This window comes from Candidatus Izemoplasmatales bacterium (assembly GCA_041649275.1).
GTDB lineage: Bacteria > Bacillota_I > Bacilli_A > Izemoplasmatales > Hujiaoplasmataceae > UBA12489.
The window spans coordinates 100428-111812 of record JBAZNL010000001.1 but is presented as its reverse complement, the minus strand read 5'-3'; the positions used below and the strand labels follow the sequence as shown (position 1 = coordinate 111812).

Annotated in this window: 12 protein-coding genes; 11 read left to right on the top strand and 1 reads right to left on the bottom strand. The window is 63.8% G+C overall.

The features are described 5' to 3' along the window. The first annotated feature begins 7 nt into the window (after positions 1-7). From gcvPA to WC509_00445, 5 genes are all read left to right on the top strand, one after another. Positions 8-1342, top strand: a complete 1335-nt coding sequence (gcvPA, locus tag WC509_00465) for an aminomethyl-transferring glycine dehydrogenase subunit GcvPA (GenBank protein ID MFA5005931.1) — start codon at positions 8-10, stop codon at positions 1340-1342. Next, positions 1339-2805 (top strand): aminomethyl-transferring glycine dehydrogenase subunit GcvPB, encoded by a 1467-nt coding sequence (gene gcvPB, locus WC509_00460; GenBank protein MFA5005930.1) that lies wholly within the window; start codon positions 1339-1341, stop codon positions 2803-2805. The genes gcvPA and gcvPB overlap by 4 nt, the downstream gene beginning before the upstream one ends. A gap of 26 nt (positions 2806-2831) precedes the next feature. Beyond that, positions 2832-3593: a CvpA family protein gene (locus WC509_00455; GenBank protein MFA5005929.1), complete on the top strand. Its 762-nt coding sequence runs from the start codon at positions 2832-2834 to the stop codon at positions 3591-3593. 147 nt (positions 3594-3740) lie between these two features. Next, positions 3741-4232, top strand: a complete 492-nt coding sequence (locus WC509_00450) for a hypothetical protein (protein ID MFA5005928.1) — start codon at positions 3741-3743, stop codon at positions 4230-4232. A 112-nt stretch (positions 4233-4344) separates the two neighbouring features. Continuing rightward, positions 4345-4938, top strand: a complete 594-nt coding sequence (locus WC509_00445) for a nitroreductase family protein (protein MFA5005927.1) — start codon at positions 4345-4347, stop codon at positions 4936-4938. Between the two features lie 73 nt (positions 4939-5011). Here the strand turns inward: WC509_00445 and ispG are convergent, their stop codons facing one another. Beyond that, positions 5012-6061, bottom strand: a complete 1050-nt coding sequence (gene ispG / locus WC509_00440; GenBank protein MFA5005926.1) for a flavodoxin-dependent (E)-4-hydroxy-3-methylbut-2-enyl-diphosphate synthase — start codon at positions 6059-6061, stop codon at positions 5012-5014. Between the two features lie 621 nt (positions 6062-6682). Here ispG and acpP point away from each other — a divergent pair. Genes acpP through WC509_00410 form a run of 6 tightly spaced genes read left to right on the top strand, consistent with a single transcriptional unit; the run spans position 6683 to position 11381 of the window. Then, complete coding sequence (gene acpP / locus WC509_00435; protein MFA5005925.1) at positions 6683-6925, top strand: acyl carrier protein; 243 nt, start codon at positions 6683-6685, stop codon at positions 6923-6925. Between the two features lie 14 nt (positions 6926-6939). Next, positions 6940-7398: an acetyl-CoA carboxylase biotin carboxyl carrier protein gene (gene accB / locus WC509_00430; protein ID MFA5005924.1), complete on the top strand. Its 459-nt coding sequence runs from the start codon at positions 6940-6942 to the stop codon at positions 7396-7398. Further along, positions 7388-8764 (top strand): acetyl-CoA carboxylase biotin carboxylase subunit, encoded by a 1377-nt coding sequence (accC, locus tag WC509_00425; GenBank protein ID MFA5005923.1) that lies wholly within the window; start codon positions 7388-7390, stop codon positions 8762-8764. Before accB ends, accC begins: the two co-directional genes overlap by 11 nt. Continuing rightward, entirely contained in the window at positions 8745-9620 is an 876-nt protein-coding gene (gene accD / locus WC509_00420) for an acetyl-CoA carboxylase, carboxyltransferase subunit beta (protein ID MFA5005922.1), read from the top strand. Before accC ends, accD begins: the two co-directional genes overlap by 20 nt. Further along, positions 9617-10459 (top strand): acetyl-CoA carboxylase carboxyltransferase subunit alpha, encoded by an 843-nt coding sequence (locus WC509_00415; protein ID MFA5005921.1) that lies wholly within the window; start codon positions 9617-9619, stop codon positions 10457-10459. Before accD ends, WC509_00415 begins: the two co-directional genes overlap by 4 nt. Continuing rightward, positions 10443-11381: a beta-ketoacyl-ACP synthase III gene (locus WC509_00410; GenBank protein ID MFA5005920.1), complete on the top strand. Its 939-nt coding sequence runs from the start codon at positions 10443-10445 to the stop codon at positions 11379-11381. The genes WC509_00415 and WC509_00410 overlap by 17 nt, the downstream gene beginning before the upstream one ends. The last annotated feature ends 4 nt before the right edge of the window (positions 11382-11385 follow it).

The window sequence follows — 11385 nt, the reverse complement described above, 5'->3', positions numbered from 1 at the left end:
AACCGCCGTGTTCAAATACTTCCCGCATACCGAAGCCGATCTGGCGGCGATGCGGGCGAGGATCGGCATCGCCGCGGATCAGGACATGTTCGTCGACATCCCCGCGTCGGTACGGATGACGCGGGACTACGCGATCCCGTCCGCGCTTTCCGAAGTCGAATTGCGCGCCCGCCTGCAGGCGATCGCGAACGAGAACCGGACGATGACCGTCTTCTCCGGCCTCGGCGCCTACGACCACTACGATCCCGCCGTGATCCACGCGCTCATCGCGCGCCAGGAATTCCTCACCTCCTATACCCCCTATCAGCCGGAAATCGCCCAGGGGACGCTTTCCTACATCTTCGAATACCAGTCGATGGTGACCATGCTCACGGGCATGGAGGTCTCCAACGCCTCGATGTACGACGGCCCGACCGCCGCCGCCGAAGCCTGCTTCATGGCTTCCGCGATCGCCAGGCGGAACAAGGTCCTCGTCTCCGCCGCGGTCCATCCGAACATCGCCGAGGTCGTCATGACCTACGCCCACTTCCGCGGCCTCGAGGTCGCGTTCGTGCCCGTCGCCGACGGCGAGACGTCCTTCACGGACCTCTCCGCGCTGCTCGACGAGACGGTCGCCGGCGTCCTGGTCCAGAAGCCGAACTACTTCGGGATCATCGAATCCTTCGAAGGATTCGCCGATGCGATCCACAACAACGGTTCGGTGATGATCGAGTCGTGCGACATCTCGACGCTCGGCGTTCTCAAAACGCCCGCCGAAGACGGCGCCGACATCGCCTGCGGCGACTGCCAGTCGCTCGGGATGCCGCTCGCGTTCGGCGGTCCCTACCTCGGCTACCTCGCCACGAAGAAGCCGTACGTCCGCCGGATGCCGGGCCGGATCGTCGGCCAGTCGTTCGACCGGAACGGCAAACGCGCCTTCGTCCTCACGCTTCAGGCGCGCGAACAGCACATCCGCCGCGAGAAGGCCAACTCCAACATCTGCTCGAACCAGTCGCTGATGGCACTCTACGGGACGATCTATCTGTCCCTGATGGGCCCCGAGGGACTGAAGCGGGTGAACGAACTCTCCTACGAAAAGGCGCATAAGCTTCATGATCTGCTCGTCGCCACGGGGAAGTTCTCCCCCGTCTTCGACAAGTCCTTCCTGAAGGAGTTCGTGCTCCATACCTCGCTCGACCAGGCGCGGATTCAGGAGGCGCTCGCCGAGGCCGGCTTCTTCGGCGCCGTGAGCCTCGCCGATTACGACGAGGCGTATCGCGACGTCGTCAACTTCGCCGTCACCGAGAAACGCACCGATGCCGAGATCGAACGGTTCGCCGCCGTTCTGGGAGGCCTCCGATGAATCGTTACGACCGTCTCGTCTTCGAACTTTCCGTTCCCGGCCGCGTGGGCTTCTCGCTTCCCGAGCCCGAGCGCGGAAGCCATCGTCTCGCCGATCTCGGCGGGCTGTTGCGCCCGACCGCACCGGCGCTTCCCGAGGTTTCCGAACTCGACGTCGTCCGTCACTACACCAACCTCTCGCAGAAGAACTTCGGCGTCGAGTCGGGCTTCTACCCGCTCGGCTCCTGCACGATGAAGTACAATCCGAAGATCAACGACGAGATCGCCTCGCTGCCCGGATTCACCGGCATCCACCCGCTCCAGCCGGCCGGCCAGGTCCAGGGCGCGCTCCGCGTCTACCACGAGCTGCAGGGAATGCTTTCGGAGATCTCCGGCCTCTCCGAGTTTTCGCTCAACCCGTTCGCGGGAGCCCACGGCGAACTCACCGGACTGATGATCATCAAGGCCTACCACGAGGACCGGGGCGACTTCAAACGGAAGAAGGTCGTCGTCCCCGACGCCGCCCACGGCACCAACCCCGCCTCGGCCGCGCTCTGCGGCTTCGAGATCGTCGAGATTCCGTCGACGCCGGAAGGCTTCGTCGACATGGACGCCCTCAGGGCGGTCCTCTCCGACGAGATCGCCGGGATGATGCTCACGAATCCGAACACCCTCGGCATCTTCGACAAGAACATCCTCGAGATCACCCGTCTTGTGCACGCGGCCGGCGGCCTGATGTACTACGACGGCGCCAACCTGAACGCGATCCTCGGCCAGTGCCGTCCCGGCGACCTCGGCTTCGACGTGATGCACATCAACCTCCACAAGACCTTCTCCACGCCGCATGGCGGCGGCGGTCCGGGATCCGGACCCGTCGGCGTCCGCCAGGGGCTCGAGCGCTTCCTGCCCAACCCGCAGGTGAAGAAGGACGGCGATTCCTTCTACGTCGAGCACGCCGCCGACGCGATCGGCTCCGTCTCCGGCTTCTACGGGAACTTCCGCGTCTGGCTGCGCGCCTACGCCTACTGCCTCACGCTCGGTCGCGAGCACATGAAGGACGTCGGCCGCCTCGCGACGATCAACGCCAACTACGTGCGCGTCGCCCTGAAGGACAAGTACAAGTTGCCGATCGACAGTTTCGCGATGCACGAGTGCGTCTTCGACGGTCTCGTCGACCAGTCGACCGGCGTGACCACGCTCGACGTCGCCAAGCGCCTGCTCGACTACGGCTTCCACGCACCGACGATCTACTTCCCGCTCCTCTTCCATCAATCGATCATGATCGAACCGACGGAAACCGAGTCGAAACAGACGCTCGACGCCTTCATCGACGTGATGCGGAAGGTCGCCGACGAGGCGATCGAAAACCCGGATGCGCTCAAGAACGCACCGACGACGACACCCGTGACCCGCATCGACGAGGTCTACGCGGCCAAGAAAATGATCCTCACGTATCAGGACTACATCGCGGAACACGCGCGTTAACCGTGTGACCTAGGGGGGTACAGTACATGACGCTTCTCAATTTCGGTTCCTTCGGCATCGGCATCGTCGACGTCGGCATCGTCCTCGTCGCCATCGTCTTCGGCATCATCGGATGGAAGTCGGGATTTTTGCTCAAGATCGTCCAGATGGCGTCCGGCATCTTCGGCATCCTCGGCTCGATCATCTTCGCGCGTCCGTTCGCCGGCGTCCTCGACCAGTGGATCGGTCCGACGGTGAGCACGAAGATCCTCGAGTACCTGAACACGCAGACGGCGCAGTTCACGGTGCAGTTCACCTACGAAAACCGTCTCGCGGCGATCCAGGAGGCGTTTCCGAGCTTCCCGACCTTCCTGCAGGAATGGATCGCCGACGGCATCAAGGTGGAGGACATCGCCGCCTCGCTCGTCGACACGATCCATCCCGTCCTCAAGGACGTGGCGATGCTCGTGATCGCCTTCATCTGCCTGTTCTTCGGCTCGATCATCGTCTTCTTCATCCTCAAGCTGATCGTCAAGGGCATCACCAAGATCCCGGTCATCCGCGAGGTCGACAAGGTCCTCGGCGTGCTCTTCGGGCTCGTCAAGATTTTCGCGATCGTGCTGGTCCTGTTCTTCCTCCTCGGCCTCCTCATGACGATTCCGGCGATCTCCGAGGCGATCGGCGGATTCATCTCGGTCGACTTCGGGCTCGCGCCCGAATTCGAGGAACAGTTCCGCATCTCGAAGTGGATCTACGACCACAATCCGCTCAAGGACGTCATCAACCTGTTCCTCTCCACCAACCTGTAGCGAAAGGGCGGCCTGCGGGTCGCCCTTGTTCATTTTCCGGATTGATCGTCCGTTTTCCGCGAACGTGTTGACAAACGGCACGATCGTGCTATCATGGAATCGAAACGGGACATGGATTCACGTTTTCGGCGGAGGAGGTGCCTGATCATGAAGCGGTTTCTCGGAACACTCGGAATCCTCGGAGCGCTCGGGGTGCTGTTCGCGCTGTCGGTGCGGGTCATCCTTCCGTCCGCCCCGGCGGCCGGCGACGACCTCGTCCTGCCGGCGGATCTGCGCGATACCGACGTCTACGGCGGATCCTATCGCGTCCGGGACCGGCTCTACGTCTATGTCGACCGCGACGCCGGCGCAGCGCGGGTGGGAGCCTACGAACGCGCCGTCCGCAACCGTCTGGGCGAATCCGTCGGGTTCGTGGAGACGGATCGATCGCTCTTCGACCTGATGATGATCAAGATCCGCCTGCTGGAATGCCGGGACGAGCTCGGAATCGACGAAGTGAGCTTCTACCCCGAACTCAACTCGCTCGTCGTGAACGTCGTCGTGTGCGATCCGTCCGTGGAAGCGGCGGTCCGTGCGGTCGCCGGCTTCGATTGCGAAGTGGTTCCTGAGGGCACCACGGTCATGGTGTTGTTCGACTGAAGGCCGGAGCCGCTCCGGCCTTCCTTTTTGAGCGACGTCGAGCGTCGTCCTCGCCCAGGTTCGCGGCGAATGGTATACTATGATTGAGGTCCATCTCATGAGGAGGCATCCTATGGAATTCCGCAAGGCGCTGGAAACGCGCCGTTCGAACTATACCCTGTCCAACGAGACGGTCGTGTCCGACGACATCGTCTCCGCCCTTATCGCCCACGCGCTCGAATTCACCCCGTCCGCCTACGATGCGCGCAGCCAGCGCGTCCTTCTGCTCTTCGGCGAAAGCCACCTCCGCCTCTGGAAAATCGTCCTCGAGGCACTCCGCAAGATCGTTCCCGAAGCGTCGTTTCCCAAGACCGAGAAGAAGATCGCGGGCTTTTCCGCCGGCCGCGGCACGGTCCTCTTCTACGACGATTCCGCCGTCACCGACGGCCTCGCCAAGGCCAACCCGCTCTATGCCAGAAACTTCGAACGCTGGGCGGTCGAGCAGGGCGGGATGCTCCAGTCGAACGTCTGGGTCGCGCTCGCCGACGTCGGCTACGGCGCGTCCCTGCAGCATTACGGCGAACTGATCGAGGACGCCGTCAAAGAAGCGTTCGCGATTCCGTCGACGTGGCGGATGTCCGCGCAGATGCCGTTCGGGAAGATCCTCGCCCCGGCCCGTGCGAAGGATCCCGACAAGATCCACGAGCGGCTGCTCGTCAAACGCTGAATCAAGCATTTCGAACGAAAAGATCCCCGTCCGCTGAACCGCGGACGGGGATCTTTTGTTTCCGATGGCATCGTCAATAGGCGTCGATGGCTTCCTTGAGGGCGGCGACGAGATCGGCCTGGGGCACCTTCCGGACGATCTTCCCGTCGACGAAGAGCAGGGCTTCTTCCTTCCCGCCGGCGACGGCGATCTGGGCGTCGCGTGCCTCGCCGATGCCGTTGACGGCGCAACCCATGATTGCGACGGTGATGTCCTTGTCGATCGTATCGAGATACGCTTCGATCGCGGTCGCGATCGGGATCATGTCGTACTGGATCCGTCCGCAGGTCGGACAGCTGATGAGCCGCGGCTTCTTCCAGAGGCCGAAGTTGGTGAGGATCTCCTTGGCGACCCGGATCTCCTCGACGGGGTCGGCCGTGAGCGAGACGCGGATCGTCGAACCGATCCCCTCGTGGATCAGGATGCCGAGGCCGATCGAGGAGCGGATCGTGCCGCCGACGGCGGTGCCGGCTTCGGTGATGCCGAGGTGGAGGGGATACGAAAACGTCTTCGCGGCGAGCTCGTAGGCGGCGACGGTGGCGCGCATGTCGGTCGACTTGAGCGAGAGCACGATGTCGGTGAAGTCGTAGCGTTCGAGGAGGTCGACGTGGTATTTCGCGGACGCGACCATCGCTTCGGCCGTGGGCGATCCGTACTTCGCCAGGATCGACGGTTCGAGCGAGCCGGAGTTGATCCCGATGCGGATCGGGATGTGTCGTTTCGCGCATGCGTCGACGACCGCCCTCACGTGCTCGTCGGCGCCGATGTTGCCGGGATTGATGCGGATCTTGTGAACGCCCTGGCGGATCGCCTCGAGGGCGAGCCGGTGATCGTAGTGGATGTCGGCCACGAGGGGGATCGAGATCCGTTTCACGATCTCGCCGATCGCGGCCGCATCGGTCATGTCGAGGACCGCGACGCGCGCGATCTGGCAGCCGGCGCGGACCAGCGCGTCGATCTGCGCGACGGTCGCGGCGATGTCCTTCGTCTTCGTCGTGGTCATGCTCTGGACGACGATCCGGTCGTTTCCGCCGATCTGGACGGAGCCGACGAGGACCGGTCTGGTGCGGTTTCTCTCATACATGTCGATCACCCGTTTCCATTATACACCATGCCTCCGGAATCGGTTTTCGGAATGTTTTCCGAGCCGCGAAATCGCCATCGGAAACGACCTGTGGCAAGCGTGCGGAAAGCATCGAAAACAGGGTTCGGACCCCTTGCATTTCAGGGGGGTTGTGCTATATTGGAGGTGATCCCTCTCATTGGCGTTCGACCGCAATTGGCTACCCCGATTTGTTGACTCGGAACGATCGATTCCGGGTATACCAACAACAAAGAGAAAGGAGGGCTTTCCATGGCAGAAGTGAAGAAACCGGTCAAACCGGAACCGAAGCCCGCTCCGAAACCGGAACCGAAACCGGCTCCGAAACCGGAACCGAAACCCGCTCCGAAACCCGCTGGCAAGAAATGACGAGGACGATCCTCTTGTCATGAGCCGCACCGCGCAATCCGACCGACGCCCGCCGCGCATCCGCCCGGCGTGCGTTTTTATTTCCGCCGGGGATTGTGGCGATTCCGTGAAATGCGGTTCATGGTAGACGAAAATGCGCCGATGGGTGTTGACATTATCGCCCGTTGTGATTATGATATTTGAGAGCGATATTTTGAAATTCAAACTAACCCTTGAAACGCTCGGAAAGGTCGCATGAACATGATCCTGTCCCAAGTCACCGAACTGATCGCGAAAGAATTCGGCGTCGACGAGAAGAAACTGTCCCGCTCGACCCGTCTCGTGGAAGATCTGAACATCGACAGCCTCGACGCCGTCGAACTGATGATGCGTCTGGAGGAAACCTTCGGCTTCAAGATCGAGGACGACGAGGCGACCCGCCTCAAGTCGGTCGACGACATCGTCGTCCTCGTCGAGAACCGCACCCGCAAGGCCTGAAGGGAGACCGCGCCATGACGCTCAAGGAGATCCAGGGAATCATCCGTGATTTCGAACGTTCCACCCTTACCGCCCTCGAACTCGAGACCGGCGACGTCAAGCTCAGGCTCTCGAAGCTCGCCGGACCGACCGCGTCCCCCGCGCCCAACGCCCCCGCCCCCGCACCGGAGGGCGAAGCCTGCGCTCCGGTCCAGGGCGGGTTGTCGCCGAACGCCACCTGCGTCGCCGTCAAGAGTCCGCTCGTCGGCACCTACTACGCCGCTGCCGTCCCCAACGGCGAACCATTCGCCAAAGTCGGCCAGATCGTGAAGAAGGGCCAGACCCTCTGCATCATCGAGGCGATGAAGATCATGAACGAGATCGCCTCGCCGGTCGCCGGCGTCGTCGAGCGCGTCGACGTCAAGAACGGCCAGGTCGTCGGCTACGACCAGGTCCTGATGACGATCCATACGGGAGCCGCCGATGCCCAATAAGATCCTCGTGGCCAACCGCGGGGAGATCGCCATCCGCATCATCCGGGCGGCGAAGGAACTCGGGATTCCGACGGTCGCCGTCCATTCGACGGCGGACGCCGGCGCCCTCCACGTCAAGCTCGCCGACGAGGCCGTCTGCGTCGGCGGTCCCCAGAGCCGCGACAGCTACCTCCACATGAACAACGTCCTGGCCGCGGCGATCGCGACCGGATGCAACGCGATCCATCCCGGGTACGGCTTCCTCGCCGAGAACCCGCGTTTCGTCGAGATGGTCGAAAGCTGCGGGATCGGCTTCATCGGTCCCTCCGCGAGGGTGATCGCGCTCATGGGCGACAAGGTCGCCGCGCGGCGTGTCGCCGCGGAGAACGGCATCCCCGTGATCGAAGGCAGCGAGGGCATCATCGAAGACGTCGACGCCGGTCTCCGGATCGCCCATCGGATCGGTTATCCGGTGATGATCAAGGCCGCCGCCGGCGGCGGCGGTCGTGGGATCGCGGTCGTCGGCGATGACGAGGCGTTCGCCCGCACGTTCGCACGTACGCGTCTCGAAGCCGAATCGAGCTTCGGGGACAAGTCCCTCTACGTCGAGAAGTATCTCGACCGGCCCCGCCACATCGAGGTCCAGATCCTCGCCGACAAGGCCGGAAACGTCGTCCATCTCGGCGAGCGCGACTGTTCGATCCAGCGCCGCAACCAGAAGATCGTCGAGGAATCGCCGGGTGTCAACCTTCCCGACGCCGTCCGGCGAAAACTTGGTGCGGCCGCCGTCCGGCTCGCGAAGGCGGTCGGCTACCAGAACGCCGGCACGATCGAGTTCCTCGTCGACAACCAGGGCGATTTCTTCTTCATCGAGATGAACGCCAGGATCCAGGTCGAGCATCCCGTGACCGAATGGGTCACCGGCATCGACCTCGTCAAGGAACAGATCCGCATCGCCTACGGGAACGAACTGTCCTTCCGCCAGACCGACGTCCGCTTCCAGGGTCACGCGATCGAGTGCCGGATCTGCGCCGAGGATCCGATGAACGACTTCCGGCCGACGCCGGGAACCGTCGAACGGCTGATCCTCCCGGGCGGCCCGGGGGTCCGAATCGACACCCACCTGTTCTCCGGCTACGAGATTCCCCCCTATTACGATTCGCTGATGGCGAAACTGATCGTGCACGCGCCGACGCGGCGCGACGCGATCCGCAAGATGCGGACCGCGCTCGAGCAGTTCGTCGTCGACGGCGTCAAGAACAACGTCGAATACCTCTATCTGATCATGCACGATCCCGAGTACGTCAAGGGCCTCGTCGACACGGGATTCATCGCCCGGTTCCAGACGACGATCGGAGGCGAGCGTTATGAAAGATTCGCTGAGTGAACGTCAGGAACGGCTCGCGAAGTTCAGGAAGACGATCCTGAACAAGGAAGAGGTCGCCCGCTCCGTCGACATTCCCGAAGGCCTCTTCGTCAAGTGCGAAGCCTGCGGGAACGCCGTCTACCAGCGCGTCCTCGACAAGAACGACGGCGTCTGCCCCACCTGCGGCGCGCATTTCAAGATCGGCGCCGCGAAGCGGATCCAGATCACCGTCGACCCCGGCTCGTTCGTCGAGACGGACGCCGAGGTCACTTCGGCCGATCCCCTCGGCATGCCCGACTATCCCGAGAAGCTCGCGGCCGGAAAGGCCGCCTCGGGGATGAACGAGGCCTTCCTGTCCGGAACCGCGTCGATCACCGGCATCCCCGTCGCCGTCGGCGTGCTCGACGCTTCCTTCATGATGGGTTCGATGGGTTCCGCCGTCGGCGAGAAGGTCGCCAGGCTCGTCGAACGCGCGACCGAGCGTCGACTGCCCCTCGTGATCTTCTCCGCCTCGGGCGGCGCCCGCATGCAGGAGGGCATCCTCTCGCTCATGCAGATGGGGAAGACGGCCGGAGCGCTCGCGCGCCACGACGCCGCGGGTCTCCTTTACGTGAGCGTCCTCACCCATCCGACCACCGGCGGCGTCGCCGCTTCCTTCGCCTCGCTCGGCGACGTCAACATCGCCGAGAAATCCTCGCTGATCGGCTTTGCCGGTCCGCGGGTCATCAAGCAGACGATCCGCCAGGAGCTGCCGGAAGGCTTCCAGACCGAGACGTTCCAGCTCAAGCATGGCGCCGTCGACCTCGTCGCGGCGCGCTCCGAGATGCGGATGCTCCTGTCGCGCCTGCTCCGTCTCCATCGGGAGGTACGGCCATGAATGAGATCAGAAACAACGCCTGGGAGAAGGTCCGACTCGCGCGCCATCCGAAGCGCCCGACGGCGCTTTCGCTGATCGCCCGCCTCTTCCCCGACTTCCTCGAACTGCACGGCGACCGCCTCTTCGGCGACGATCCCGCCGTCGTCGGCGGGATCGCCACCTTCGACGGCCGCGCCGTCACCGTCATCGCCCAGGAGAAGGGCACGAACACCGACGACAAGATCCACCGCAACTTCGGGATGCCCCATCCGGAGGGATACCGCAAGGCGCTTCGGCTGATGCGCCAGGCGGAGAAGTTCCACCGTCCCGTCGTCACGATCGTCGACACCCCCGGCGCCTATCCCGGGATCGGCGCCGAGGAACGCGGCCAGGCCGGCGCGATCGCCGAGAACCTGAAGGCGATGTCGACCCTGAAGACTCCCGTCGTCACGATCGTCCTCGGCGAGGGCGGATCCGGCGGCGCCCTCGGGATCGGCCTCGGCGACCGCGTCGCGATGTTCGAGAACGCCACCTATTCGATCCTCTCGCCCGAAGGCTTCGCGGCGATCCTGTACAAGGACGCCGAGAAGGCCCCCGAGGCGGCGGCGCTGATGAAGCTGACGGCCCCCGACCTGTACGCCCTCGGGGCCATCGACGAAGTGATGCCGGAGGGTCCGGGACTGCACGTCGATCCCGCAACCGGCTATGTCGCCGTCGAGGGCTTCCTCAAGAGCGCCCTCGTCGCCGTCTGCGGTCTGCCGCTTCAGACGCTCCTGGAGAACCGTTACGCCAAATACCGCGCGATCGGCGAGATCCGCTCCGCGATGCCTGAGGGGGTCCATGGTGAAACCCAGGATTAGGCTCGTCGGCACCGGCCGCTATCTCCCGCCGGCGACGATCTCGAACGCCGACCTCGAGAAGATGGTCGACACCTCCTCCGAATGGATCGAGACGCGCACCGGGATCATGAACCGCCACAAGGCGGTCGGAGAACAGACTTCCGACATGGCATTCAAGGCCGCGCTCGACGCAATCGCGAAGAACGGCTACGACAAGGACAGGATCGACCTGATCGTCACGGCGACGATCACCGGCGACCAGCAGACGCCGTCGACCGCCAACTTCATCCAGTCCAAGCTCGGCCTCGAAGGCCGGCCGGTGATGGCGTTCGACGTGAATGCCGCCTGCACCGGCTTCATCTACGCCCTCGAGGTTGCCTCGAACCTTTTGCAGTCGGGACGGTTTCACGCCGCGCTCGTGATCGGCGCAGAAACCCTCACCCGCTGCGTCGACTACACCGACCGCAACACCTGCGTCCTCTTCGGCGACGGGGCCGGCGCCGCGATCCTCGAGCCGGCGCGCCTCACCGCCGCTCCGGCGCACTTCTTCACCGCCTCCGACTGCGACCGAGAGAGCGCCCTCACCGTCGTCCGCGACCGCATCCGGATGGATGGGGCGAAGGTGTACGCCTTCGCCGTGAACGCCGTCGAGACGGCGATCCGGCACATCCTCAAGGTCGCCGGAATGTCGCTCGACGACATCGAGGTCGTGATCCCGCACCAGGCCAACATCCGCATCGTCCAGTCGGTCGCACGATCGCTCGACGTGCCGTTCCACAAGTTCTTCATGAACATCCGCGAGACCGGCAACACGTCGGCCGCATCGATCATCATCGCCCTCGACGAATACCGCGACATCCATCCCGAGGCGCGGGGCAAGCGCGCCCTGCTCGTCGGCTTCGGCGGCGGCTTCACGTGGGGCAGCGCGATCATCACCCTTTAGGAGG

What these genes read in the sequence shown, in the direction of transcription:
- gcvPB (MFA5005930.1), top strand. Translation starts at nt 1,339, where the DNA reads ATGAATCGTTACGACCGTCTCGTCTTCGAACTTTCCGTTCCCGGCCGC.
- WC509_00455 (MFA5005929.1), top strand. Translation starts at nt 2,832, where the DNA reads ATGACGCTTCTCAATTTCGGTTCCTTCGGCATCGGCATCGTCGACGTC.
- WC509_00450 (MFA5005928.1), top strand. Translation starts at nt 3,741, where the DNA reads ATGAAGCGGTTTCTCGGAACACTCGGAATCCTCGGAGCGCTCGGGGTG.
- WC509_00445 (MFA5005927.1), top strand. Translation starts at nt 4,345, where the DNA reads ATGGAATTCCGCAAGGCGCTGGAAACGCGCCGTTCGAACTATACCCTG.
- ispG (MFA5005926.1), bottom strand. Translation starts at nt 6,061, where the DNA reads ATGTATGAGAGAAACCGCACCAGACCGGTCCTCGTCGGCTCCGTCCAG.
- acpP (MFA5005925.1), top strand. Translation starts at nt 6,683, where the DNA reads ATGAACATGATCCTGTCCCAAGTCACCGAACTGATCGCGAAAGAATTC.
- accB (MFA5005924.1), top strand. Translation starts at nt 6,940, where the DNA reads ATGACGCTCAAGGAGATCCAGGGAATCATCCGTGATTTCGAACGTTCC.
- accC (MFA5005923.1), top strand. Translation starts at nt 7,388, where the DNA reads ATGCCCAATAAGATCCTCGTGGCCAACCGCGGGGAGATCGCCATCCGC.
- accD (MFA5005922.1), top strand. Translation starts at nt 8,745, where the DNA reads ATGAAAGATTCGCTGAGTGAACGTCAGGAACGGCTCGCGAAGTTCAGG.
- WC509_00415 (MFA5005921.1), top strand. Translation starts at nt 9,617, where the DNA reads ATGAATGAGATCAGAAACAACGCCTGGGAGAAGGTCCGACTCGCGCGC.